Genomic DNA, 25,270 nt, shown 5'->3' on the forward strand with positions numbered 1-25,270 from the left:
TCAGCGCTTGAGGGCGAACGTCAGGCCATCGGCGAACGGCACCACGCTCAGGACCACCCGCTTGTCGTCGCGCACCTTGGCGTTGAAGGCCCGCAGCGCGGTCGTCTCCGAGTCCTGCTGCGCCTCGTCGAGCACCGCCCCGTGCCACAGCACGTTGTCGACCACGATCAGCCCGCCGGGCCGCAGCAGTTCCAGCGCGGCCTCGTAATAGGCCGCGTAGTTCTCCTTGTCGGCGTCGATGAAGACGAAGTCGAAGGAACCGACCGACCCGTTCTCCCGCAGCAGGGCGGCCAGCGACTGCCGGGCGTCACCGACCCGCAACTCGATCTTCTCCGCGACCCCGGCCCGCCCGGCGAACTCCCGGGCGATCGAGGTCCACTCCTCGCTGATGTCCAGCCCGACCACCCGACCGCCCGCGGGCAGCGCCATGGCGGTCGAGAGCAGGCTGTACCCCGTGAAGACACCGATCTCCAGCGCGCGCCGGGCGCCGATCGCCTTCACCAACAAGGCCAGGAACTGGCCCTGTTCGGGGGAGATCTGCATGAGCGCCAAGGGAAGCTCGGAAGTCTTCTTCCGCAGGTCCCTCAGCACGTCCGGCTCACGCAGGGAAATGCTGGCGACGTAATCCTGCATCGCCTCGTCGACGGTCACTTGAATGCGCATGAAACCCCCGTTTCACAAATCGCGATCACGGCTGACCCGGCAGTCAATGACGGCCCGCCCACCGTGCTCTCGGGGCCGCGTTCGCGCCCAACTGGCGCACCACATACGGAACTTGCCGGTCCATGACCGGACCGCGCCCCCGGATTCCGAAAGCTAGAACGTCGAGCCGACGCTCGTCAAGCACTCCATGAACACCCGCCCCTGGATCGTTTCTTCAGCGCTCGCTCGAACAATGCGAGTAATGCCGCCGGACACCTGCACGGGAATTTTCCCCATTCCTTGCCGAACCGTCGACGTCGGCGACACCGGTGACCGGAGCGGAATGCCGGGCAACCCGCGCCCGCCTTCCCTCCCCCTTTCCCGGAGGAGGCCCCGTAGTGGATCAGGAACAGCGCGCACTGAGGGACTGCCTGGGGCAGTTCGCCTCGGGAGTGACCGTGGTGACCACCGCCGACGGTACGGCCGTCCACGGCGCCACCGTCAGCTCCTTCACCTCGGTGTCCCTCGCCCCACCGCTGATCCTGGTCTCCCTCGACCGCCGCAGCCGCACCTGTCACCGACTCGCCACGGCCCCGACCTTCGGCGTCAACGTCCTCGCGGCCGACCAGCGCGACCTCGCCCTGCTCTTCGCCGGACACGCCGGCGGACCGGCCCCGGAAATCCACTGGACCGGCGGGACGCGCGCGCCCCAACTCCCCGGCGCCGTCGCACACTTCACCTGCCGACCCTGGGCCGGCTACGACGGTGGCGACCACGTCCTCCACATCGGCGAGGTCATCGACTTCGAGGCACCCGGCGGACCTCCGCTGGTCTTCCACTCCGGAACCCTCGGCGAACTGAACCGCACACCCGGCGGCACGGTATGGGCCGGGTCGCTCGACGGCCCCGCCCACGGCTGGGCGGCCGACTTCGGCGCGCTCGCCGCGACCGGCGGCACACCGTGACCACCACAGGCCCCAACGACCGGACAAGGAGCGAAACATGACGCCACCCAACGGCGCCCCGGCATCCAACGCCCCCCAGGATCCCGGAACACGTCCACTGACCGGCCGTGAATACCTGGACAGCCTGCGCGACGACCGCGAAATCTACCTCTACGGCGAGCGGGTCAAGGACGTCACCGCCCACCCCGCCTTCCGCAACCCGGCACTGATGACGGCCCGGCTCTACGACGCCCTGCACGACCCCGCCCGGCGCGAGGTACTGACCTGCGCCACCGACACCGGCAACGGCCGCACCCACCCCTTCTTCCGCACCCCGCACACCGTGGCCGACCTCGTCGCCGACCGCGAGGCCATCGCCGCATGGGCCCGCATGACCTATGGCTGGATGGGCCGCAGCCCCGACTACAAGGCGTCCTTCCTCGGCACCCTCGGCGCCAACAGCGACTACTACACCCCCTACGAGGACAACGCCCAACGCTGGTACAAGGAATCCCAGGAGAAGGTCCTCTTCTGGAACCACGCCATCATCCACCCACCAGTGGACCGTCACCTGCCCACCGAACAGGTCCAGGACGTCTTCGTGCACGTGGAGAAGGAGACCGACAACGGCCTGGTCGTCTCCGGCGCGAAAGTAGTGGCCACCGGCTCCGCCATCACCCACTACAACTTCATCTCCCACTACGGACTGCCGCTGCGCGACCGGAAGTTCGCGCTCGTCGCCACCCTGCCGATGGGCTCGCCCGGACTGAAGCTGATCTGCCGCCCCTCCTACGCCGCGACCGCCGCCGTCATGGGCAGCCCCTTCGACCACCCCCTCTCCAGCCGACTCGACGAGAACGACACCATCTTCGTCCTCGACAAAGTCCTCATCCCCTGGGAGAACGTCTTCCTCTACGGCGACGCCGACCGCGTCAACGGCTTCGCGCCCAGGTCAGGCTTCCTGGAACGGCTCACCTTCCACGGCTGCATCCGACTCGCCGTGAAAATAGACTTCCTGGCCGGACTGCTCCTCAAGGCCGTCGAGATGACCGGCAGCAAGGACTTCCGCGGCATCCAGACCCGGGTCGGCGAGGTCCTGGCCTGGCGCAACATGTTCTGGGCGCTCAGTGACGCCGCCGCCCGCAACCCACAGCAGTGGAAGAACGGCGCGCTGCTGCCGCGTCTCGACTACGGCATGGCCTACCGCTGGTTCATGACCATCGGCTACCCGCGCATCAAGGAGATCATCCAACAGGACGTGGCCAGCGGACTGATCTACGTCAACTCCGCCGCCGAGGACTTCGCCAACCCCGAGATCCGGCCCTACCTGGACACCTACGTCCGCGGCTCCAACGGGTACGACTCCGTCAGCCGCGTCAAACTCATGAAACTGCTCTGGGACGCCGTCGGCACCGAGTTCGGCGGCCGCCACGAACTGTACGAGCGCAACTACTCGGGCAACCACGAGCAGGTACGCACCGACATCCTCCAGGCCCAGGCCGCCAGCGGCCAACTCGACGAGTACAAGGGCTTCGCCGAACGCTGCCTGGCGGAATACGACCTCGACGGCTGGACCGTCCCCGACCTCGACTCGTTCCCCGAACTGCGAGAGCAGCGCAAGCGGTTCTGGGGCTGACCCCACACGCCACGAGGGGGCTGGCCCGCCTGCACGCGGGCCAGCCCCCTCGACGCATCCCGCCACCTTCCGTCAACCGGCGCGCGGGCGCATCACCGGCCCCGACCCACCCGGTCCGGCCGCGGCGCCCAGCCCTGCCCGTGCAGCCGGGCCCGGTCCCGCAGCGCCTTCCCACTGGCCGAGCGCGCCAGTTCGGGCACCACGTGGAAGGACTGCGGCACGGCCGCCTCCTGCAGGAACCGCCGGCACCAGGCCGCCAGGTCGGCCCGCCGCAACGCACCGGAGCCGGCCACATGCGCCTCCACCGGGTCCGGGCCCAGCACCACGGCGTCCCGGACGTCCCGGTGGGCGAGCAACACCGCCTCGATATCGACCAGATACTCGCCCGAGGAGGCCCGCCCGTCCCGCCCGCGCAGCCACCAGGCGCCCGTCGCCGCGTCCCTGGCCACCAGGTCGTGCGTCGGCAGCCAACCGCCGCCCGCCAACGCCGGCCACGGCTCGTACGGATAGGGCGACGCGGGGACGTGCACCTGCAGAGCACCGGCGACCACCCGGGTGCGCACACCAGGCAGCGGCACCCCGATCACCCCGGGCCCGTACTCACCCGCCAGGTCCGTGGCGACGACGCCCGTCTCCGTCGTGCCGTACGCCTGCCCCACCCGGACCCCGTAGCGCCGGACGAACGCGCCCGCGGTCTCCACCGGCAGCACGTCGCCACCGGACACGGCCAACCGCAGCCGCGGCAGCCGCGTTCCGGCAGGGGCGTTGGCCAACTGGGCGATCTGGCGGGGGCCGCCCAACACCACGTCGGCGTCCGCCGCGGCGGCCACGACGGCCGCATCCCCGCCGGACGTCGGGAAGACCACCGTCGCGCCGGTCGCCAACGCGTGCAGCACACCCCCGATCAACGCGAACGAGCGCGCCACCGGCTCCAGGACCGCCACCCGCTCGCCACCGCGCGCCACCAACGCCAGCGCACCGATCCGCCGCACCTCGGCCAACAGGGACGACGCGGTGCGCCCCGCGGCCTTGGGTCGACCCGTGGTACCGGAGGAGAACTGCACCAGACAGTGGTCCGTGCCCGCCGGCCGGCCACCGGGCCGCCGCCGCACCAAGACCTCACACTCCGGCGCGAACCGGTCCTCGTCGCCGAGGAGTTCCCCGAGCGTGATCACGAACTGCGGGTCGCTGAGCTCCAACAGCGCCTGCCGCTCCGCGCGCGGAACCGACGGCTCCAACAGCACGACCTGCGCACCCAGGGACCACAGCGCGCACACCACCCACAACTGGGTGAAGCTGGGCGTGCCGTGCAGCGCGACCGTACTGCCCGCACGGATGCCGTGGGCGGGCAGCACACTGGACAACCACGTGGTGCGGGCGCGGAACTCCCGGAAGGACACCGCGTCGGCGCCCGCTCGTGCCCACTGCGCACGCGGGTCGCCGGCGGCGAGGAGCCCCCCGCCCCACCAGCCTCCGTCGTTCATCTTCTCTCCAGGCCGATGCCTCCCCGCCGGCGGCTACTTCTCGACGCAGAACTCGCCGACGGGCCAGCCGACATGGCGCTTGTCGGTGGCGACGTGCCCGAGCACCAGGTCGCCCCGCTTCAGCTCCGTCACGTTCAACACCGCCGCACCCGGGCCCAGGACCCGCACATGCCAGTCGTCCTGCACGATCAGGTTGACCTCGACCCCCTCGGGCGACACCGCCCGGATGCCCAACAGCGGACGCGATTCGAGCTTGATCCGCCCCACCACGATCCGGCGGGTCCGGCCGTCGGCCCCCACCGCCAACACCGCCGAGCCCGCCTTCAACTCGCTCAGGTAGTTGGTGCGGTTGTCCTGACCGAAGACGTACGAGTGCAGCGCACCCGCGTTGACCCGGAACGGACGCGTCGGCATGTAGGGCAGCGGATGGGTCTCGCTCACGCACAGGACGAACCCGTGCGCGTACGAGCCGATGAGCATCCCCTCGTCCTTCTCGAAGTGCGTGCAGGTGTCGATGCACACCCGGTCGCCCAGACCGAGGTGTTCGATCGACTCCACCGTCAGCGTGGTCAGCTCCAGGTCGGGAGTCCCCTCTCGCAGCAACTCCACGAGCCGGAAGACGTCATTGGCATCGCGCGGGGCCAGCAGGACGCCCTCCGAACCCTTCTCCAGCACGTCGACGATGACCTTCGCCTCCTCCAAGTCATCCGCCCGACACACGAGTTGACCGGGGGAGCGGTCGGCTGCCGCGATCACGATCTCCAGCGGGATCTTCGTCGGGTCCTTGAACTGCACCACCGTGTACGGCAGTGCCACCGCCGTCTCGCAGGCCAGGGTCAACGTGGGGTCGTCGACGACGTCCACCAAACCGGCCACGTCCGGCTCGCACGCCTGGTGTCGCGTCCGGAGCCGGTCGAGGCCACCGGCACCGGCGACCTCCCGCAGCACGATCAGCCCGTCCGGGGCCCCCTCGGCCGGCGGCTCCGCGCCGGCCAGGATGCGCTTGACGGTGACCGGGAGCGTGGCGAGCGTGTCGATGTCGCCGTCCACGATGCCGTCGACGCGGGCGTGCACGGCCGCGTCGACGACCGCCTCCCGCTGCTCGGCGGGAACGGTACGGAGGTCGATCCAGGCGAACTTCACAGGGCACCTGCCAATTCGGGAGAGGACTCGGACGGGCGCGCGGGACTGCTGCCGTGGACGATCGCGGCCAGGTCCCGGACCACGGACTGGGGTGAGGCACTGGTGAACACCCGGCGGCCCACGGCGAGTCCGGCGCAACCGGACGTCATCACCGCCCCCGCGAAGGCCGCCAGATCCTCCTCGGAGCCACCGCCGCCCGCGACGACGACGGGCAGCGGAGCGGACTGGACCACCTCGGCCATCCGCGCCGCCGGTGCGGCGAGCACCGTCTTGACGATGTCGACGCCGAGATCGGCCGCGACGCTGACGGCGTGCGCCACGAGCTCCGGCCGGGCGGGATCCGTCACCCGGGGACCCCGGGGGTAGACCATCGCGATCAGGGGCATGCCCCAGCGCTCGCACGCCCCGGCCACGGTTCCCAGGTCGCGCAGTTGCGCGGGCTCGGTGTCCGAACCCAGGTTGACGTGGACGCTCACCGCGTCCGCCCCCAGGCGCAGGCACTCCTCGACATCGCCGACGAGGACCTTGGCATCCACGTCCGGTCCCACGACGGTGCTCGCGCTCAGGTGCACCACGAGTCTGGTGTCCGCCAACAGACTGGGCGGTATCGTCCGGGCTCTGCCTTTGTGCACCACGACGGCGTCCGCACCGCCCGCCGCCAGGTCCGCCACCAGGCCGGGGAAATCGGCCGCGGGCACGATCGGCCCGTCGGAGACGGAGTGGTCCAGCGGGACGAACAGATACCGGCCGTCACCGGGGCGGGACAGCCGTGCCAGGCGCAGTGCTCTTCCGGTCAGCGGCATTGATGTCATGACACGCCCCCATTCGTACGCGACAGCTCTGCCTCATGACGGAACTCTCGCAAGGGCCACTGAAGAATCGAGCCAACCCGTCTCCGCAGCAGGCGCCGTCACCCCGCCCGGGACCGCGCTTCCGAACGGCCCGGCTGGTCAGCCCCGTTGACGTGCGACCGGCGGTGTCCTCGTGTGCCGAAGCGCACCGAGCGCGTGCCCCCGGTGCACGATCGGCCGCCGCCGTTGCCTCGTGGAGCGCTTCACCTCGGAGCGTCCTCCGGGGCCACATGTGCAAACCGTTTGGTCAATTCCCCAAGCATGTGCCAGATCATTTACGGATCGGCTTCGCAGCTGCAGTATGGGAGGGCTGGGTCGACGGCAGGTGAGGAGTGCCGATACCTCCGGCACTGCCGGCGTCAGTGGAGTCTCGTTGACGGCCGGGTGCGCGAGCGGTGCACCACGCGCCTGCGCGGCGACCTGGATTCCGGCCCGTGGGACGGACGCTTCGGCCAACTGCGCAGCCAGGCGTCCTCCGAAGGCTCGCTCGTCACAGTGCGCGCGGCAGCGCAAGGAGAAGACGCAAGGAGAAGAGGAGCACCGCCATGGGCATACCTGATCGTATGGACGAGAAACTGCGCGCCCTGGGCCTGGTGGCGGCACAGCGCAAGGCGACGGCGCTGTTCGCCGAGGTCGAAGCGCGGCGCCTGGTGGCGCCCGGGGCCGGCGAGCGGGAGGTCAGCGACCGGATTCGGGATCTGGCGAACGAGATGTTCGGGACGACGAAGCACTGGCACAAGCGGATCGTCCGGGCCGGCCCACACACCCTGTTCCCGTACCGCGAGAATCCGCCGGACCGGGTCATCGGGGCGGACGACATCGCCTTCGTCGACTTCGGCCCGATCTTCGAGGAGTACGAAGCGGACTTCGGCCGCACCTTCGTCTTCGGTGACGATCCGGTCAAGCACCGGCTGCGGGAGGATTTGGCGACCGTCTTCGCGGCGGGCCGGCGCGCGTTCCAGGCCGATCCCGACATCACGGGTAAGCAACTGTACGCCGAGGTGGAACAGTTGGCGTCCGGGGCCGGCTGGTCCCTGGGCGGCTGGCACGCGGGGCATCTCGTCGGGGAGTTCCCGCACGAGACGATCGACGGCGCCAAGACGGATGCGTACATCGTGCCGGACAACGACCATCCGCTCCGTCGCACCGACAGGGCGGGCTGGCGCTGCCACTGGATCCTGGAGATTCATCTGGTGGACGAGGAGCACGGATTCGGCGGCTTCTACGAGCAGTTGCTGGACCTGGCCTGACGAGAGGCCGGCGGCCGGAAAGTCGCCCACAGGCCGCCGCCGGCCTGGTCCCGACCGGTGGCGCAACCGTCTGGAGCGGGGTCAGTAGACGTCGCGGACGTAGCGTTTGTCCGCGGACAGGCGCCTGACGTAGTCGGTGGCTTCGTCGGCGTCCATGTTGCCTTGGGCGGCGGCGATGTCCTTGAGGGCCTGGTCGACGTCCTTGGCCATGCGTCCGGCGTCGCCGCAGACGTAGAAGTGGGCGCCGTCCTGGAGCCACTGCCACAGGCGGGGGCCGTGTTCGCGCATCCGGTCCTGGACGTAGACCTTGTTGCGCTGGTCGCGGGAGAAGGCGAGGTCGAGGCGGTCGAGGTGGCCGGATGCGCGGTACGCCTCCAGCTCCTCGCGGTAGTAGAAGTCGGTGGCCCGGCGCTGCTCGCCGAAGAACAGCCAGTTGGGGCCGGTGTGGCCGCGGGCCCGACGGTCTTCGAGGAAGCCGACGAAGGGCGCCACGCCGGTGCCGGGCCCGACCATGATCATGGGGGTGGCGGGGTCAGCGGGCGGTCGGAAGTTTGCCGAACGCTGCACGAAGACCTGCACCGGGCCGTCGTCGGCGTGGTCGGCGAGGTAGGTCGAGCACACGCCCTTGCCGTCGCGGCCGCGGTCGTCGGTGTAGCGGACGACGGAGACGGTGAGGCGGACCTCGCTGGGGTGCACGAGCGGGCTGGAGGATATGGAGTACAGGCGGGGCTGAAGGCGCTTGAGGACCCCCGCCCAGTCCGCCGCCGAAGCGCGGACGGGGAACGCGCCGATGACGCCGGCGGCCTGGCGGCCCCAACTCCACTTCGCGAGCGCGTCCTTGTTGTCCGGGCGCAGCAGCCGCTTCAGCTCGTGGCTGCCGGTCCGCTCGGTCACGAACCTCAGCAGGTCGGTGGTGATGTGGGTGAGGTCCAAGCGGGTGCGCAGGGCCTCATCGAGGGGGAGGGACACTCCGTCGCCGACATCGACGACTTCGTCGGGGTCCAGACCGGTGAGGGCGAGCCATTCGGCGACGAGACCGGCGCCGTTGATCGGCCATACCCCGAGGGCGTCACCGGCCTCGTAGGCGAGCTCGCCGTCGCGGGTGTCGAGCGCGAACTGCCGTACCTCCTTCTCCGAACTGGGCAGGCTCAGCAGCCGGTTGCCGATGAGCAGCGTGGCGAACGGCGACGCCTTGGTGTAACCGGCCGGTGCGGTGGCGGCGGGGTCGGGCATGGCCGTCTCGACCGCGCCCGCCGGAACGGACCGCCGCTCGTCAGCCGTGGCCAGCGCCGTGGCCACCTGCCCGAGCCACCGCCCGGCGGTCTCCTCGAAGTCGGGTTCGCAGTCGGTGCGGGGGAGGAGACGGGTGGCTCCGAGCGCGGCAAGGCGTTCGTCGAGCCGGCGGCCATGGCCGCAGAAGTCGTCGTAGGCGGAGTCACCGAAGGCGAGGACCGCGTACCGGATTCCCTCCAACCGGGGGGCGTTCGGGGCGGACAGAGCCTGCCAGAAGTCGGCGCCGTTGTCCGGGGCGGCACCGTCGCCGAAGGTGCTGGTGACGAGGAGGACATCGGTACCAGGAGCGAGGCGGGCCGGGGTCGCGTCGGCCATGGGGAGCAGTTCGGGGGCGCGGCCCGCCCCGGCGAGGTGCGAGGCCGCACCACCGGCGAACTCCTCGGCGTTACCGGTCTGGGAGGCCCACAGGATGACCAGGTCACGGGCCGGTACGGCGGCATCAGCGGCCTGCGCATCGGGCTGCGCGGGCGCCGGAGGCGGCGCGGCGTTGGCGGTGCGGGAGTACATCCCGGCCAGGACACCGTCGACCCACAGGGCGTGGTCCGGATCGAAGGGTGCGCCCGGCGGCAGGACGGGGACCTGCCCGTCCGGCGGGGTGAGAGCGAGGCCGGCGAGATATCCGGAGAGGTAGCGGCGCTCCGCCTCGGCCAGGGGCGCGGAGGCGAGGCCGGCGACGCCGAACAGCGTGGCCAGCGCGCGGACGGGGGAGTCCGCAGCGACGGGTGCCGCGTCGGCCTGCACGGCCACCGGAGACGCGGGCGCGGACTCCGGTTCGGCGCTCTCCCGGGCCGCGGGAACGGGGGTGACCGTCTTGGTGAGGGCGACGGCGCAGACCTTGAACTCGGGCTGGAAGGAGAGCGGGTCGACGGCGTCGCTGGTGACGGCATTGACGCTGAGGTACTCGCCGAACAGATCGTTCCAGTGGAACGGGGCGAAGCACATGCCCGGCCGCACGCGGTCGGTGACCACGACGGGCAGTACGGCACGCCCGCGGCGGGAGGCGACCTCCAGGTGGTCACCCTCGACAACGCCAAGATCCTCGGCGTCCTCGGGGTGAACCTCCACGAACGGGCCGGGGTTGAGCTTGTTGAGCTTGGCGACCCTGCCGGTCTTGGTCATCGTGTGCCACTGGTGCTGGAGGCGACCCGTGTTGAGGACGAACGGGTAGTCGTCGTCGGGGAGTTCGGCCGCCGGCAGGTGCGGGCGGCCGAAGAACCGGGCGCGTCCGCTCGCGGTGGGGAAGGCCAGGCGGGGGCGGGTGCCGTCCTCGCGTTCCAGGAGGGTCTGGCTGACGCCGTCGTTGAGATAGCGGATCGGGTTGCGGTCCGGGCCGTCGACGGCAGGTGCCGGCCACTGGACGGGGGTGGTGCGCAGCCGGTCGTAGCTCACGCCGCGCAGGTCCCAACCAGTCTTGGGGTTCCACGCCCGCCTGAGCTCTTCGAACACCTCCTCGGCACAGGCGTAGGTGAAGCCGTCGACGAAGCCCATCGCGCGGGCCACCCGGGCGATCAACTGCCAGTCCGGCAGCGCCTGGCCGGGCGCGTCGACGGCCCCCGGCACGAGGGTGAGGTTCCGTTCGGAGTTGACCATGACACCGTCGGACTCCGCCCACAGCGTGGCGGGCAGTACGACATCGGCGTAGGCGTTGGTCTCGGTCTCGGCGAACACGTCCTGGGTGATGACGAGTTCGGCGGCCTCCAGACCGGCGATGACGCTCTTGCGGTTGGCCACCGAGGCGACCGGGTTGGTGCAGATGATCCAGCACGCCTTGATGTCGCCCGCGGCCAACCGCTCGAACATCTCGACCGTGCCGCGCCCGACCTCGGTACGCAGCGTGCCCTCGGGGATGTTCCACAGGTTCTCGATGAACGCGCGCTCGGAGTCGACCAGTACGGAGCGCTGCCCGGGCAGGCCCGGTCCCATGTAGCCCATCTCGCGTCCGCCCATGGCGTTGGGCTGGCCGGTCAGCGAGAAGGGGCCGGACCCCGGGCGGCAGATGGCACCGGTGGCGAGGTGCAGGTTGACCAGGGCATTGGTGTTCCAGGTGCCGTGGGTGGACTGGTTCAGGCCCATGGTCCAGCAGCTCATCCACTCGCCGGCCTCGCCGATCCATTGCGCGGCCCGGCGGATGTCGCTTTCGGGGATGCCGGTGATCTCCGCGACCTTCTCGGGCGGATAGTCCGCGAGGAAGACGGGCATCTCCTCCCAGCCCTCGGTGAACTCGGTGATGAACTCCTCGTCGGTGTGGCCGTTCGCCACCAGCAGGTGCAGCAGGCCGTTGAGCAGGGCCAGGTCCGTGCCGGGCCTGATCTGGAGGAAGAGGTCGGCCGTGTCGGCGGTGGCGTTGCGGCGCGGGTCGACGACGATCAGCTTGGCGCCCGCCGACTTCACCCGGTCCATCATCCGCAGGAACAGGATCGGGTGGCAGTCGGCCATGTTGGCGCCGATGACGAAGAACGCGTCCGCGCGGTCGAAGTCCCGGTAGGAACCGGGTGGGCCGTCCGCGCCCAGCGACAGCTTGTAGCCGGTTCCGGCGGAGGCCATGCACAGCCGGGAGTTGGACTCGATCTGGTTGGTGCGCACAAAGCCCTTGGCCAGCTTGTTCGCCAAGTACTGCGCCTCCAGGGACATCTGCCCGGAGACGTAGAAGGACAAGGCGTCCGGCCCGTGCGCGTCGAGGATCGTCCGCAGCCGGCCCGCGACCGACTCGATGGCCTCGTCCACGTCCGTCTCAACGGGCTCGGCGCCGCGCTCGGCACGCACCAGCGCCTTCGCCGCCCGCCCCGGAGCGGCCATCACGTCCGCGCTGGTCGCCCCCTTGGTGCACAGCCGGCCGGAATTGGCGGGGTGCGCCTTGTCCCCGGACACCTTCGCCCCACGGAGCCGACCGTCGGCAGGGTCCCGCGCCACGTCCAGAACGATCCCGCAGCCCACCCCGCAGTACGAACAGACCGTACGGACGCTGCCGTCCTTCGCGCCAGTTGCCACCAAAACTCCACTCCGCGGCGTGTCCACTCCCTTGAGCCGGACTGCCCCCGTCAGCGGCAGCAGCCCAGAGACAGCAGCTTAGGAAGATCGAATTTCGATTCCGTCACGAGCCGCGAGTGCCTGGCGTTACACCCGGCGCACACCGCACCACGGGCACGCGTGAGATGCCCACGCCGCCCCTACCGACACTCGACGCAGCGCCGTGCGGACGAACTGCGGCGGGACCGCCACCGGGACGGGACGGCCGTCCAGGCACAGTGCACTTCCGGTGACACGTTGTCGTGCCAGAGGGATGCGTGGGGCGGCCGTTTGCCGCCCCACGAAGTGGCTGCGGGCCGACGGTCAGTGTCCTGCGGCCAGTTGGGCAATTTTGACGATGACCAAGCCGACCGCAATGACCAGGTAACCGCGCAGCGTGAGCAGCCCGGCTCGGCGCAGGGGGGAGAACTTCGGCTTCTCCAGGGCGGAGAGTGCGGGGGTGCGCCACGCCTTGCGGTCGGCCTCCAGCAACGCCTTGCGGTCTGCCTTGCTCAGGGGTTCGGGTACGGCTGGATCATCCTGGTCCATGGCGTGTAGCCAAGCGGCCACGCGCGCGGCGGCGACGTTCGCCGCATGCCGCGACCGCAGGGCAACGAAGGTCCCGCCGACAGCGCCGACGGCCGCGCCGGCAGCGAGACCGACCTCCCATTGCGTTGTGGTCAGGTTCGGAAAGAAGGTGGCCGCGGTCAGTGCCAGTGAGAGCAGCACCAGCGTCCAGACGATCAGGCCCGCGACGATGTTCTGCTTGGCGGTGTTCACCCACGGGCCCAGCACCGGCCGGTCGTTGCACAACAGGACGAGGAAGACGGTTGCCGAAGGGAGCAGGACCCCCGCCAGTGCCTGGACGCCCTGGGTGATCAGGCCCTGGACCTGGTCGTTCGCCGCGAGTGTGACCGTGGCGGAGATGCCGATCAGGAGGGCGTAACCGACGTAGAACAAGGGAGCCTCGGACATCTTCCAGTGCAGCGAGTGCCGCTTTTTGAAGGTGTCCCCGAAGGTGTAGGCGGTGGCCAGTCCCACGGCGTTGGCGCCGATGAGGGCGGTGTCCAGCAGGAGGATCGCGAACAGCGCCCCCAGGGCCGAACTTCCGTGTTCCCGCAGCCCGTTCGCCACACCACCGGCGTCGCTGAACTGACCGAACAGGTCCGTGCCGTGGAAGACGAAGGCCGCGGTCGCCATGATCGCCGCACCGCCGGCCATGACGACAGCGATGCCGATCCACAGGTCCGCGCGCTCGTAACGGATCCAACGCGGCGTGATCCGCTTGTCCACCACGTTCGACTGCTGGAAGAACAGCTGCCACGGGGCGACGGTGGTACCGACGATGGCGACGATCACGAGCAGCAGCGTGGAGTCGAGCCCGCCGGGGAACTGCGGGATCAAACCCTGAGCGGCCGTGCCGACCTTCGGATGAGCCAGCAGCGCCATGGGGAACATCACCACGTTCACCGCGATCAGCAGGAACAAGAACCGCTCCCAGCGCCGGAAGGACCCCCCGGCCACCACGGCGAACAGCAGCACGGCAGCCATCGGGACGGCCACGTACGCGGGTATCCCGAAGTAGCTCAGTGCCTGGGAGACGCCGGTGAACTCGGTCACGATCGTCAGCGCGTTGACCAGGAACAGATCACCGACGCTGAAGGCACCCCAGAACGTGCCGAACCGTTCGAAGATCAGCCGGGCGTGCCCGACACCGGAGACCGCTCCGAGACGGACCACCATCTCCTGGTTGACGTAGAGCACCGGGATCAGCAAAGCCAGGGTCCACAGCAGCTTCATGCCGTAGTTCTGGCCTGCCTGAGCGTACGTCGACACGCCGCCGGCGTCGTTGTCCCCGACCATCACGATCAGTCCGGGCCCCATGATCACCAGTAGCGCGCGGATGCGCTGCCCCCACGACCGCCGCCGACCGCTGTCCCCTTGGCGGATGGTTCCCAACGCACCGACGATGTCCCCGACATGCGCGGGATCCTGCACCGCCGTGCCAACAAGGGCACGGCTCCCTTCCTGACGGGGATCTTGATCGGGAGTCTGCCGAGTGATGCCAAAAGCCATGTATCTGCCTCCCTGAACCGTACGCCCACAGGCGGGAGCACCCGCGTACGGGCGTGGCGAAAAACGGCTCCATGGCGAGCCGTTGAAGAGCGATGAAGAGCCAACGGGCGGACGTCTGGCGGCGCCGCTGGAACGAAAGCGAGCCGCCGCGCGGCATCCCGTTGACCGTGGAATGCGCGGCACGCCTCACGCGCGGTCACAGCGCGAGGGAATGACTCAGGCGTCTACCTTCACGAGGCCAGGCTGCATGTGAGGCCGCGTATGTCCATCAGGAACCATCCTGACCACCTCCAATATTGGATGCGTCGTTACGCTCACGACAGGGAAGCCTTCCTGCCTGCGCCGGACAGACACCCTCCACGTAAGAGCTTCGACACTGCACGGCGTATCCCCACCCGGACGGGCGGGAAGCCACTTGGGGTCACCCCTTAAGCCGAGGAGACCTGTCCTGATCCTGGGCGTCTCTCGACGTCGTCGGGTCAGTGGCCTGTATCCGTGCAGACGCCTCACCGAACGAGGTGCCCGTTTCCAGCCACCGGAACGCTACCCCACTTGCGTCACCGCGCAAATGAACACCGCTTCAACAACCCCCCAAGAAATCAACGCAGTTGAGGAAAAGTCCCATGCCTGCGGACGGTCTGACCCCGCGCGAGCCGCCTGCACGGAAGCCTGCTCCGACGTCGAAAGTGGCGTGCGTGGCCCGGGTGGCCGATCAGCAAAGGCCGAGGGGCTGCTACGAAGTCCGCGCAGCGGCGCTCGCTCGGGTTGTCCCCGCTCAGGCCGTTCCCTGGGAGGGTTTCTCGTCGTCCGGACCGGGTGGCCGGGGAGGGGCCGAGGGGGTGTTCTTGGTGTGCAGGTGCCAGCGCACGTTGCGTACACCGGGCTCGCGGGTCAGGTGGACGACGAGCCGTTCCAGCGCGGCGGTGGCGGAGGCGTCCGGGGTGAGGGCGACTTGCGCGAGCACGCTGACTCTGCCGTCCGGCCTGACGGTGCACCGACTGTCCACTCGCACGTCGGTGCCTGTGAACATGTGCGAGAACAGGGTGAGCGTCTTGTTCATCGCGTGCCCGTCGCACACGGCCTGGAGGGCGCAATGCACCGTCAGGGGGCGTGCGGGGTCCTTGAGGCGCCGGAAGCCTGGACGGGGTAGAAGGTGCATGGGCGCATCCTGGAAGAGTCAGTCAACGGCGAGGGAAATGACGCCAGTTGATGAGCCGTGAAGGAACGAAGGGCGAGGCGGGCCGGACTGTTGCGAAGCGAGGGCCGTCCAGCGGTCAATGTTCGTGCAGGAGCCTCGCCAGTGAGGTGCCTGCTGATGCCTGAGCGTAGTGCCATGATTGCACCTGGGCGCAAGTGTTGCCCCAACCTTGGCTCGATGGCACCCCCAACTCCTGCCAGCGGTAAGCCCCTTGCGCCAGTAGGTCGGAGCGCCCCAGCGGTGAAAAGCCTGCGTCCCCGCCACCGCGTACTGCTGTACTGCGGCAGGGGCTTCTGGCTCGACGTCGACACCACCTCCGACTGCGGCGACGGCCTGCGGATCGCGGGCTACAGCAACCCGGCCGGCCAGTCGGCGATCCCACACGCGTGGGCGCTGCCGGCCAGTCACCCTCGGCGATCAACTCGCTTGTGGTCTGGGAGACATGCGTGTTGGCAGTACGGGAGCCGGTCGAGGAGGTCGGCTCCCGCTGCTCACGCATACTGCGGTCGGTCGTCAGAGCCCTTGCTGCCATCGAGTACTTCTGACCGGTTTCATGCCGAGGACGCCTGTTGGGCGCTGGAGTAGGTCGCGGACGCTGGTGCTTCGAAGGCCGCCGACCTCAGTTGAAGCCCCTGGTCAGCCACCACTACTCGGCGAAGGGCGAGCCCGACACCTGTCTATCCTGCGCCAAGTACCCACAACCGCACCGGACATGAGAACAGAGTGCGTCCTCTGGCGCGGGTGGTCTTCATCCTGTGCTGGCAGTGGCCGGATCGTAGGAGTGTGGGCGCAGAACGGCGCGGCCTGCGTTGGCGTCGTTGTAGAGGTCTTGGGCGTCCTTGCCGTACAGGGGTGAGTAGGTGACGTTGTCGGCGTTGGCATCGTTCCCGCCGCCGTTGTAGCCGCCAACGCTGCCGATGACCCTGCCGGTCTCGGTGGAAGGGTTGTAGTCACTGATCCACGGGCCTCCGGAGACGCCCCCGTAGAAGCCGTTGCACTCCATTTGCATCTGCCGAAAGCCCAGCAGCCGCTTGGTGGCGACGTCGCAATGGACGGCCTTGTGGGCGGGGTTGACCGCGGCGGAGTAGGGATAGCCGATCACCGTGACGTGGTTGTTGTACCGCGGGGTCTGGGCGAACGTCAGGGCCCCGGTGACGTCTTCGAGCCTCTTGCCCCTGTCGTTCGCGTCGACCTGGACAAAGGCCAGATCCAGGTCTGATACCGCTTGCTTGGTGTTGGCCCGGTAGCGCGGGTCCACGAACAGGCGGGTCGCCGGGTAGAACCCGTGGGGTTGGGCGGCGGCGGAGTATCCGAAATGGTAGTCGGGCACGAAGATCGCGTGCCTGGCGTGGGTGAGGCCGAGGGCGCAGTGCCCGGCCGTCAGGACAAGACTGTGCCCGCCGCTGTGCACCACACTGCCTGTGCAGTACGTGGCCTTACCGCTCACCGGGCTGCCGTCGTAGAAGAACGTTCCCACCATGGGCATCCCCTCGAAGTGCTCGGCCGTCCGGGGAAGCACACCAGCGAGGCTGAGTTGTTCGAGGGCTTCCGACAGGTCCGAACCCAGCCGAACGACGCGTGCCACGTCGACGGGGAGCGCTTCGCCCATACGCTGCGCGGTCCAGTACGCTCCCTCCTGCCGGCTCCGCGCCGGTCCCGGGAGGGGCAGGTGGCCCAACAGGCCCGAGACCAGGGGGACTTTGTCGCGGCCTGCTGGTCGAACGAGTTCGCTCGAATCCTGTCCCGCGGATGCCGGGGCCACCAGCCCCTGGTCGAGGCCGACGCTGAGCGCGTAAGCGCACAACGCCAACCCCACCGCTCCCATCAGCTTTTTCCTACGCACTGCCATCGAAAACCCCTTTCAGGGCGAGTACCTGGACAACCGACTTCTACGGAAATGTCGTCAGGTGAGCTGACGGTATGTTCAACGTGTGTGGTGCGGAGGGGACACGGGATGCCAGTCCCGAAGCGGCCACTCCATAGGCGACGGACCCGCGGCAGCTCCTCCGAGGTGGGACGTAGTTCCCTCAAGGGAGCCGTCGTTCGGCGACCTCCCCCGGGTCGGGGAGCGCCGCCAGGGAATTCCGGGCGCCTTTGGCTGTCGGTGACCCGCGCGCACGCCGACAGCCTGCCTGGCGAGGTGTTCTCGTGTCGCTGAATGTAGCCGCGTGACGAGGCACGCGGACAGGCGCTTGACCCAACCTTGGAGGGCTCCCTACCAGGCGCTGGCCGGTGGGGTGAGTCGGCCTCATTGCTGGCGAATCGTTCATCCTCAACGCCTCCAAGGGGGCCGGCCGGTGAGGTGGTGACGCGGCACTACGCGCGGTGCGGGAGGAGGGCTCGCCGCCTTCCGCGCCAGGCGAATCGACTCGACGAGCTGCGGGCCCGCGACCAGAGCCAACCCGTCGCCGGAGCCAGGGGTTCTTCCACCGCCGCCAACACCAACTCCACCTCTTCCGCGGTTACTTCGGCGGCCCACACGTCCGCTACGCCATCGAAGAGAACCCTTTGAGTTTCGGATCAGTACTGCGCAGTCAGCGGCATGTCACACACCATCAGACTGTTCTGGAAAGTCCGTAGCGGGGCCAGGACGAGAAGGCCGTCGGCCGCCGAGCTGGTTGCGGACGAGGGGGATGACTTCGGTGGCGAACCGTTCGAGGTACGGGGCCCGGCCGCCCGACAACGGGGCGGGCATGGGATGCGCGACGACCACGGAGGTCGGGAGGCCGTCGCCGAGGGCCTGTACCAGCTGCTCGGCGATCATCCTGGGCGTTCCGTAGAGGGCGAAGGCATCGGCCACCTCGTCGGGGAGGAAGGAGACCACCCGGCCGGACTCCCGCAGATCTGCGGCGTGATGGAAGTCGGGCCAGACCTTCGCCTTGAGCTCCTCGATGGGCGGTCCGTTCCACTCGAAGCCGGGAGGGCCGAACAGCCGGGGCGAGTACTCGTAGTACCCGGCGGCCAGGGAGCGGCTGATGAGGGCGGCGCGTTCGAGGTCGTCCCCCAACACCGTATGGAAGACGGCCCCGATCCTGACCCCATCCGGATTCCGGCCCGCCTCCGCCGCCCCCGCACGAACCGCGTCGACGGCCGCGCTCAGATTGGCCCGATGGCGTCCGACCCGGATGAACACTCCGTCCGCCACCCGGCCGGCCATGCGCAGCGTGCGCGGCCCACCGGCGGCGATCCAGACCGGGACCGGCGCGGCGTGGGTCAGGCGGGCCCGTCGCGGGGCCGACGGTACCTCCACCTCTTCTCCGGACAACAGCCCTTGGGTCAGGGTGACGGCTTCGGCGAGGCGGGCCACGGTGGCCGGGCGTTGGCCCATGAGGCGGACTGCCGTGTCGCCCGCGCCGTAGGTGAGCATGGTCCGGCCGGGGGCCGGTCCCGCGACCGTCGCGATCGATGAGGCGATCACTGCGGGATGACGCATCACCGGGTTCACGATGAGCGGCCCGAGCCCGATGCGTTCCGTGCGTGCGGCGGCGAAGGCCAGATTCACATACGGGTCACGCAGTAGGAGCGGGGTCGAGGGGATGAACGCGTAGTCCCAGCCGAGATGCTCGGCCCGGCGCACATCGGCGGCGAAGGCAGGCGGTGAGGTGAAGTCGAAGCGATTCAATCCGAATGCTGGCATCGCCGCCATGTGATTCCTCCGCGCGAACTCCCGAGCGGCACGCTTGGCACGACCGGTCAACGACGCACAGACTGACCGGCTCAAACGGACGCACAGCGCCATTACGGCACCAGCGGTATGTCACACACCATCGGATCGGGTGGCGTCCCATGCCGTTGCCGCAACAGCGGCTCCCGAACCGATCATTCGTGTGGTGACGCCAAGTCCACTGAACCGCTCCGGTTTTCCAGCCGGTGGCTTGTCGGCCGGTGATTGGTCGGCTCCTGGTTCCGTGTCAGGAGTGGTTCGATGAGGATCGGCGATCCGCCCTCGGCGCGGGAGGGCGCCGAGGGCGGTCTGTGTGGCTAGAGCTGGGTGGCGCCGCCGTCGACGAAGAGTTCCGCGCCGGTGGTGAAGGAGCTCTGGTCCCCAGCCAGGTAGAGGGCGGTGGCGGCGACCTCGTCGGGACGGCCGGCTCGGCCGAGTGGGGTCGGTGCGGCGGGCTCGTCGGCCGGGCCGTCTTGCGGGAGTGCGGCCCGGAGTTCGTCGGCGCCGGGGGTTGCGACGGGGCCGGGGGTGAGGGCGTTGACGCGGATGCCGCGGCCGACGAGTTCGGCGGCCCAGGTGCGGGCGAGGCTGCGGATCGCGGCCTTGGTGGCGGCGTAGATGCCGAGGCCCGGGACACCGCGCAGGGCGGCGCTGGAGGAGAGCAGGATCACCGAGGCGCCGGCCGGGAGCAGGGGGAGTGCCTTTTGGACGGTGAAGACCGTGCCCTTGAGGTTGATGGAGGTGGTGCGGTCGTACTCCTCCTCGGTGATGGTGCCGAGCGGGCCGGAGTCGCCGACGCCGGCGTTGGCCACGACGATGTCGAGTCGACCGCTGCGCTCGGTGATCTCGGCGAAGAGCCGGTCGAGGTCGGCGAGTTGTGATACGTCGCTCCGGATGCCGATTGCGCGGTCGCCGATCTGGTCGACGGCGTGCTCCAGTTCGGCCTTGCGGCGGCCGGTGAGGTAGACGGTGGCTCCCTCGGCGGCGAACCGGCGGGCGATGGCCAGGCCGATGCCGGTGGAAGCCCCGGTGACGAGGGCGGTCTTGTTGTCGAGCTGTCCCATGACATTCTCCGGGTGATTGATGTAACCGTTGTGGTTACATTTCGGGGCGCAAGAAGCGCCGTACTGTCGCGGCCGGGTGGGGCTCGCGGTCGAAGTTAAGTGGCTTTGAGTACGTCGCGCAGCACGTCTTCCAGGGTGGTTCTGGCCAGCTCCGCTCGGAGGGCGGTCTCGACTCCGTCGTAGGCGACGCCCAGCACCGGTGCTATGCCGTGGCCCACGACGCACTCGGGGTCGGGTGTGGCCGGGTGCAGGGCGAAGATCGGCCCTGGCTCAACCGCCTCGTAGACGTCGAGCAGGGTGATCGTCGGCAGGGCCCGCGACAGTGTCCAGCCGGCGCCGGCGCCTCGTCGTGAGTCGACCAGGCCGGCCTTGCGTAGCTGGGCCAACAGGCGCCGGATCACTACGGGGTTGGTATTGACGCTCGTCGCGATCTGCTCGGAGGTGGCTACCTCGTGGCCGCGGCGCTGATACAGCCCGATCCAGGTCAGGGCGTGCGCGGCGACGGTCAGCCTGCTGTTGGCACTCATGTCGTCCCTCACCTCCCTTGTGTTGTAACCATAACAGTTATGCCTGTCCTCGTCGAGTGCCCGAGGTGAGTGCCCGCGTGGAGGCCCTGTTCGGGGGCGCCTGTTCGTCGTGGTGACGGCCGTCGAACCGCGGCCGAACCCCGGATCACGGCTGTGCCGAAGGGAAGCGAGGAGCGCGCTTCTCGCGCAGGGCCGTGTAGCCCTCCACGACGTCCGGGCCGAGGAAGGTGAGCATTTCGTAGGCGGCGGATTGGTCGAAGGTGGGGCCGAAGGCGCGTAGCCAGTTGTTGAGTGTGCGTTTTGTGAGGCGGATGGCTTGTTGGGGGCCGGTGGCGAGGTTGTCGGCGATTCTGAGGGCCTCGTCGAGGACCTGGTCGCGGGGGAGGGCCTTGGCGACCATGCCGAGGCGCTCGGCCTCGGCGCCGGTGAGCATGTCGCCGGTCAGCAGGTAGTAGCGGGCCTTGGCCATGCCGGCCAGGAGTGGCCAGATGATGGCGGCGTGGTCGCCCGCGGCGACGCCGAGCTTGACGTGCCCGTCGCCGATCTTCGCGTCCTCGGCCGCGATGGCGACGTCGGCGAGCAACGCGGCGACCGTACCGGCGCCCACCGCAACGCCGTTGATCGCCGAAACGATCGGCTTCTCGCAGTTGATGATGTTGTAGACGAGGGCGCTCATCTCGCTGAGCATGTGCGAGACCCGGTCGTAGTCTCCGGCCATCCGCTCGACCATCGCGAGGTCCCCGCCGGCGGAGAACGCCCGGCCCGCGCCGGTGATGACGGCGACGCGGGTCTCGGGGTCGGCGGAGACGTCGTTCCAGACCCCGGCGAGCTCGGTGTGCATCTGCTCGTCGGCGGCGTTGTACTTCTCGGGCCGGTCGAGGGTGATGAGGAGAACGCCGTTCGGGCGGCGGGAGAAGGCGAGTTGCTCGTATTGCTCGTAGCCGGCGAAGGTCACCTGAATCCTCCGTTCGTCTCGGTCCGCGTCCGCGAGGACCGGTGTGGTGGACGGCCACAGCCAACCACAGGCGGCCGCAGTGGGCGGGTGGCGAGACAGCGCCGCGGGGGCGCCCTTCTCGGGCGTCCCCGCGGTCACCGGTGTGGGTCAGTCGCGCCCGGTGCTCGCCACGGTGTCGTGGGCGAACTCCAGGTGGGCGAGGCCGGGTAGTACGGCGCCGGCCTCGACCAGCGCGGCTGCCTGGTGTGTGGTGGTGATGGCCACGACCGTGCAGCCGGCGGCCCGTCCGGAGCGGATTCCCGACGGGGCGTCCTCCACCACCAGGCAGTCGGTGGGGGAGACCCCGAGGGCCTCGGCCCCGAGCAGGTACGGGGCCGGGTCGGGCTTGCCGCGCGGGCAGTCGTCCGCCGTGACCAGGACCTCCGGGACCGGCAGCCCCGACGCGGCCAGGCGGTGTCGGGCCAGCGCGGCGGAGCACGCCGTGACGACGGCCCAGCGCTGGCCCCGCGCGGTCAGTGATGCGAGGAGTTCGGCGGCGCCCGGCATCGCCGTGCCGGGAGTGGGGTCCTCCTCCTGGATCTGCAGTTGGTAGCGGGCCGCCTGCGCCACCTTGTCCGCGGGCCAGTACGGCCGCACGGTCCGGATCAGGTCGACGGCAGTGTGGCCGTGCAGCAGTCCCTCCAACTCCTCCGGGACCACGTCGTACCGCGCGCACCACAGGTTCCAGGCCCGGTCCACCGAATCGCCCGATTCGACCAGGGTGCCGTCCAGGTCGAAGAGCACCGCCGCGTAGTCTCGCCCGACGGTGGTGGGGCGCAGCACGGTGGCCGTGGCCGCGGCGGGGGTCACGACGCTGCCCCCGCGCCGCCGCGGTACTGCGCGAGGAAGTCCTCCTCGGCGGTGACCGAGGAGGGGTGCGAGACCAGGTCGCGCAGTACGGCGAGCGGGACGGTCACCCCGTCGGCGCCCTGCCGCAGCACCTCGGCCACCTGCTCCGGGGTCTTCACGGACGCGGCCACCACGAGCGGGGCGGGGCGGCTACCGCGCACCGCCACCAGACCGGCCACCAGCGGGTCGGAGACCTGAGGGTCCTTCAGACCGCGGTCGTGGTAGGGGATCACGGCATTGCAGCCGAGGGCGAGGGCGGTGATCATCGCCCGGGGCGCCTGGGCGGCCGTCAGCGCCACGCGGGCACCGCGTTGCCGCACGGCGTGGGCCAGGGCCGTACCGGACGCGGTCGCCATGGCCTTGATGGCCACGCGCTCGGGGTCCAGGTCGACGGCGCGACGGGCCTCGGCCACCAGATCGTCGCCGTAGGCCCCGGTGGGCTGGTAGCACACCTCCCCGGGCACCAACGCCAGCAGCGTGGCGAGGTGTTCGAGGGGCTTGTCGGTGACCGCCCGCATCAGCTTCGGGTTGGTCGTCACGCTGGTGACCAGGCCCGAGGCCACGGCCTCCTTGACGTCGGCGGGGTCCGCGCTGTCGATCAGCAGGATGCTCATGCCTCCACCTTCCGCTGGGTCTCGAAGCCCTGGGTGACCCAGATACCGCGCCAGGCGTCGGGGTCGGCGGGCAGCCGCAGTTCGATCAGGGCGGGACCGTCCACGGCCGCGGCCTTGTCGAGTTCGGCCGACAGTCGCTCGACGGCCTCCTCGACGGCCTTGGGATCGCCGCCGACGGGAACCTCCACGGCGGCCGCCGGAATGCCGAACGAGCTGGCCAGCGCGCAGTAGTCGAAGTCCTCGACATTGTGCAGGAACGGCCGGGTGCCCTCCCCGAACCACTCCGGACCGGAGGCCGCCGACTGCTTGGTCAGCGAGACCGACCGGCCGTTGTTGCACACCAGGTAGGTGATGCGGGGCCGCTCCTGGACCGCGGCCACCAGACCCTGGAAGGAGTTGGTGAACGCCTGGTCCCCGAGGGTGCACAGCACGTCCGCATCGGGGTTGGCGATGGCGACGCCGGTGGCCAGCGGGATACCGCCGCCGACGAAACCGCCGTGCCCGCCGAAGACCCGCAGGCCGGGCGGGAATCCGTCGTAGCCCTCGGAGAGCAGACCGCCGAACATCTGGCTGTCGTCCACCAACACCGGGTTGCGCCAGCAGGAGAGCAGCCCGGCGACGGCGTCGACGATCCGTTGCCGGGCCGCGACGACCGGCTCGCGGGCCGGCTCCGGGGTGTGCATCGCCGTGGCGGCCACCTCGGGACCGAACCACTGCTCCCGCGCGGTGCCCTTCTGCTCAAGCCGCGAGGCGATGCCCAGCAGCGCCGCGCCCGGGTCGCCCGGTACCAGCAGGTCGTCGGGGGACATGTACTCGTTCTTCTCGACCTTGGCGGGGTCGGTGTTCAGCGCGATCTTGCGGCACTCCGGCAGCGGGCCGACCACGCGGGGGTAGATGTTGCGGTCCTCGACCGTGACCAACAGGTCGCAGCGGTCCAGCAGTTCGACGTGGGCCGGGCTGTAGGGATTGAGCCAGCCCGCGAAGCCGTGCACCTCCTCGCTGCGCAGCCGCTCGAACAGCATCGGGCCGCGGCGGTAGCGGACCTGGAGAACGGCGGCACCCAGCGCCCGGCTCACCCGGTCCAGCCCCTCGCGCACCCCGTCGTGACGCAGCGCGTAGTCGTCGACCAGGATCACCGGGCGGTCGGCCGTGGCCAGCAACCCCGTGGCCGCGGCGACGACTTCGGTCTCCGGCAGCCCCGGCGCCGGCGGCGTCGGCGCCTCCGCGAGCGCCTCCGCCGGGATCCACCGCTGTTCGGCGACGTCCTGCGGTATACCGAAGAGCGCCGGACGGTACGGCGCCTGGCGCACGACCCGGCACGCCTCGCGCAGCCTGGCCACGAACGCGACGGCCGCCGCTCCGGCCGCGTCCCCGGCCGGCACCGCCGGGGCCTGCCACCACCAACTGGTGAACTCACCAATGGCAGCCAGCAGGTTGTCCTCACCGTGCGGCGGCAGGAACCGGGCGGAACCACTGCTGGGCAGTCCGACCAGGAACACCGTGCCGGCCTCGTTGCGTCGCACGTCGGCCACCGCGCCCGCGCCATTGGTCAGGCCCCGGGCGCCGTGCAGGATCGCGGCGGCCCGGCCGGGGGCGAGGAAGCTGCCGCCGCCCGCCATGAACGCCGACTCCTTGTCGCCGCGCCCGTTGACCATGGCGACGCCCTGGGTCCGGTCCACGGCGTCGCACAGGGAGAGTTCGCTGGTTCCGGGATAGCCGAAGACGGTCCGGGTGCCGCTCTGCGCGAGGATCACGGCCACCGCCTCGGCCCCGGTCAGTAACGGAGTGCGGGTCAGCAGACAGTCCACCACGGCGGCGGACTCGGTCAGGGGCCGCTTGAGCACCCCGGCGAGGGTGGCCTCGGCCGCCCGCCGGCCGCCGGCCAGGAGTTGGCCGACCAGACGGGCCGCGTCGGGCCCCGCCAGCTCCAGCAGCCGGTCGGCAACGGCCTCGGGCGCGCCGGGCTCGGCGGTCGGCAGGTTGCGCAGCGCGGGGTGTTCGGTAACGGGCAAGGGGGTGACAGACATGGAACCTC

Annotated in this window: 18 protein-coding genes and 1 riboswitch; of the genes, 3 read left to right on the forward strand and 15 right to left on the reverse strand. The window is 70.0% G+C overall.

Going from position 1 to position 25,270, the window contains the following annotated elements; all coding sequences use genetic code 11:
* A complete protein-coding gene (locus PV796_RS37665; protein ID WP_274918250.1) occupies positions 1-663 on the reverse strand; it encodes an O-methyltransferase in 663 nt (220 codons plus the stop codon).
* 377 nt (positions 664-1,040) lie between these two features.
* Here PV796_RS37665 and PV796_RS37670 point away from each other — a divergent pair, with 377 nt between their 5' ends.
* Positions 1,041-1,607 carry a flavin reductase family protein gene (locus tag PV796_RS37670; RefSeq protein WP_274918251.1) on the forward strand — a complete coding sequence of 189 codons (567 nt, stop codon included), beginning with the start codon at positions 1,041-1,043 and terminating at the stop codon, positions 1,605-1,607.
* Between the two features lie 37 nt (positions 1,608-1,644).
* A complete protein-coding gene (locus PV796_RS37675; protein ID WP_274918252.1) occupies positions 1,645-3,222 on the forward strand; it encodes a 4-hydroxyphenylacetate 3-hydroxylase family protein in 1,578 nt (525 codons plus the stop codon).
* A 92-nt stretch (positions 3,223-3,314) separates the two neighbouring features.
* Here the strand turns inward: PV796_RS37675 and PV796_RS37680 are convergent, their stop codons facing one another.
* The 3 genes from PV796_RS37680 to PV796_RS37690 are packed head-to-tail and all read right to left on the reverse strand — an operon-like array spanning position 3,315 to position 6,652.
* A complete protein-coding gene (locus tag PV796_RS37680; RefSeq protein WP_274918253.1) occupies positions 3,315-4,706 on the reverse strand; it encodes a class I adenylate-forming enzyme family protein in 1,392 nt (463 codons plus the stop codon).
* A 33-nt stretch (positions 4,707-4,739) separates the two neighbouring features.
* A complete protein-coding gene (locus tag PV796_RS37685; RefSeq protein WP_274918254.1) occupies positions 4,740-5,849 on the reverse strand; it encodes a 3-dehydroquinate synthase II in 1,110 nt (369 codons plus the stop codon).
* Complete coding sequence (locus tag PV796_RS37690) at positions 5,846-6,652, reverse strand: 2-amino-3,7-dideoxy-D-threo-hept-6-ulosonate synthase (RefSeq protein WP_274919374.1); 807 nt, start codon at positions 6,650-6,652, stop codon at positions 5,846-5,848. Before PV796_RS37690 ends, PV796_RS37685 begins: the two co-directional genes overlap by 4 nt.
* A 593-nt stretch (positions 6,653-7,245) precedes the next feature.
* Here PV796_RS37690 and PV796_RS37695 point away from each other — a divergent pair.
* Positions 7,246-7,950: a M24 family metallopeptidase gene (locus PV796_RS37695; protein ID WP_274918256.1), complete on the forward strand. Its 705-nt coding sequence runs from the start codon at positions 7,246-7,248 to the stop codon at positions 7,948-7,950.
* A gap of 81 nt (positions 7,951-8,031) precedes the next feature.
* On the opposite strand, the gene PV796_RS37700 is transcribed toward PV796_RS37695, so the two are convergent.
* The 11 genes from PV796_RS37700 to PV796_RS37755 form a co-directional block, all read right to left on the reverse strand.
* A complete protein-coding gene (locus PV796_RS37700) occupies positions 8,032-12,231 on the reverse strand; it encodes a bifunctional nitrate reductase/sulfite reductase flavoprotein subunit alpha (RefSeq protein WP_274918258.1) in 4,200 nt (1,399 codons plus the stop codon).
* Positions 12,232-12,573: 342 nt separating this feature from the next.
* Positions 12,574-14,208: an NRAMP family divalent metal transporter gene (locus PV796_RS37705; protein WP_274918259.1), complete on the reverse strand. Its 1,635-nt coding sequence runs from the start codon at positions 14,206-14,208 to the stop codon at positions 12,574-12,576.
* A gap of 464 nt (positions 14,209-14,672) precedes the next feature.
* Positions 14,673-14,850: riboswitch (M-box (ykoK) riboswitch) on the reverse strand.
* Between the two features lie 250 nt (positions 14,851-15,100).
* Entirely contained in the window at positions 15,101-15,484 is a 384-nt protein-coding gene (locus PV796_RS37710) for a hypothetical protein (RefSeq protein WP_274918260.1), read from the reverse strand.
* Between the two features lie 787 nt (positions 15,485-16,271).
* Positions 16,272-17,372: a trypsin-like serine peptidase gene (locus tag PV796_RS37720; protein ID WP_274918261.1), complete on the reverse strand. Its 1,101-nt coding sequence runs from the start codon at positions 17,370-17,372 to the stop codon at positions 16,272-16,274.
* Positions 17,373-18,068: 696 nt separating this feature from the next.
* Positions 18,069-19,160, reverse strand: coding sequence for an LLM class flavin-dependent oxidoreductase (locus PV796_RS37725; RefSeq protein ID WP_274918263.1), 1,092 nt, complete (start codon positions 19,158-19,160; stop codon positions 18,069-18,071).
* Between the two features lie 344 nt (positions 19,161-19,504).
* Entirely contained in the window at positions 19,505-20,251 is a 747-nt protein-coding gene (locus PV796_RS37730; protein ID WP_274918264.1) for an SDR family NAD(P)-dependent oxidoreductase, read from the reverse strand.
* Between the two features lie 95 nt (positions 20,252-20,346).
* The gene (locus PV796_RS37735) at positions 20,347-20,778 is read right to left on the reverse strand and encodes an Rrf2 family transcriptional regulator (RefSeq protein ID WP_274918265.1); all 432 of its coding nucleotides are present in this window, start codon (positions 20,776-20,778) and stop codon (positions 20,347-20,349) included.
* Between the two features lie 145 nt (positions 20,779-20,923).
* Positions 20,924-21,733, reverse strand: coding sequence for an enoyl-CoA hydratase/isomerase family protein (locus PV796_RS37740; protein ID WP_274918266.1), 810 nt, complete (start codon positions 21,731-21,733; stop codon positions 20,924-20,926).
* Between the two features lie 147 nt (positions 21,734-21,880).
* Positions 21,881-22,582, reverse strand: a complete 702-nt coding sequence (locus PV796_RS37745) for an HAD-IA family hydrolase (RefSeq protein WP_274918267.1) — start codon at positions 22,580-22,582, stop codon at positions 21,881-21,883.
* Positions 22,579-23,235: a transaldolase family protein gene (locus PV796_RS37750; RefSeq protein ID WP_274918268.1), complete on the reverse strand. Its 657-nt coding sequence runs from the start codon at positions 23,233-23,235 to the stop codon at positions 22,579-22,581. The genes PV796_RS37745 and PV796_RS37750 overlap by 4 nt, the downstream gene beginning before the upstream one ends.
* Positions 23,232-25,262, reverse strand: coding sequence for a thiamine pyrophosphate-dependent enzyme (locus PV796_RS37755; RefSeq protein ID WP_274918269.1), 2,031 nt, complete (start codon positions 25,260-25,262; stop codon positions 23,232-23,234). Before PV796_RS37755 ends, PV796_RS37750 begins: the two co-directional genes overlap by 4 nt.
* Positions 25,263-25,270 lie beyond the last annotated feature (8 nt).

Origin of the sequence: Streptomyces sp. WZ-12 (assembly GCF_028898845.1) — a bacterium.
Classification (GTDB): Bacteria; Actinomycetota; Actinomycetes; order Streptomycetales; family Streptomycetaceae; genus Streptomyces.

What these genes read in the sequence shown, in the direction of transcription:
- PV796_RS37735 (WP_274918265.1), bottom strand. Translation starts at nt 20,778, where the DNA reads ATGAGTGCCAACAGCAGGCTGACCGTCGCCGCGCACGCCCTGACCTGG.
- PV796_RS37665 (WP_274918250.1), bottom strand. Translation starts at nt 663, where the DNA reads ATGCGCATTCAAGTGACCGTCGACGAGGCGATGCAGGATTACGTCGCC.
- PV796_RS37675 (WP_274918252.1), top strand. Translation starts at nt 1,645, where the DNA reads ATGACGCCACCCAACGGCGCCCCGGCATCCAACGCCCCCCAGGATCCC.
- PV796_RS37750 (WP_274918268.1), bottom strand. Translation starts at nt 23,235, where the DNA reads ATGAGCATCCTGCTGATCGACAGCGCGGACCCCGCCGACGTCAAGGAG.
- PV796_RS37755 (WP_274918269.1), bottom strand. Translation starts at nt 25,262, where the DNA reads ATGTCTGTCACCCCCTTGCCCGTTACCGAACACCCCGCGCTGCGCAAC.
- PV796_RS37695 (WP_274918256.1), top strand. Translation starts at nt 7,246, where the DNA reads ATGGGCATACCTGATCGTATGGACGAGAAACTGCGCGCCCTGGGCCTG.
- PV796_RS37710 (WP_274918260.1), bottom strand. Translation starts at nt 15,484, where the DNA reads ATGCACCTTCTACCCCGTCCAGGCTTCCGGCGCCTCAAGGACCCCGCA.
- PV796_RS37720 (WP_274918261.1), bottom strand. Translation starts at nt 17,372, where the DNA reads ATGGCAGTGCGTAGGAAAAAGCTGATGGGAGCGGTGGGGTTGGCGTTG.
- PV796_RS37690 (WP_274919374.1), bottom strand. Translation starts at nt 6,652, where the DNA reads ATGCCGCTGACCGGAAGAGCACTGCGCCTGGCACGGCTGTCCCGCCCC.
- PV796_RS37725 (WP_274918263.1), bottom strand. Translation starts at nt 19,160, where the DNA reads ATGCCAGCATTCGGATTGAATCGCTTCGACTTCACCTCACCGCCTGCC.
- PV796_RS37680 (WP_274918253.1), bottom strand. Translation starts at nt 4,706, where the DNA reads ATGAACGACGGAGGCTGGTGGGGCGGGGGGCTCCTCGCCGCCGGCGAC.
- PV796_RS37730 (WP_274918264.1), bottom strand. Translation starts at nt 20,251, where the DNA reads ATGGGACAGCTCGACAACAAGACCGCCCTCGTCACCGGGGCTTCCACC.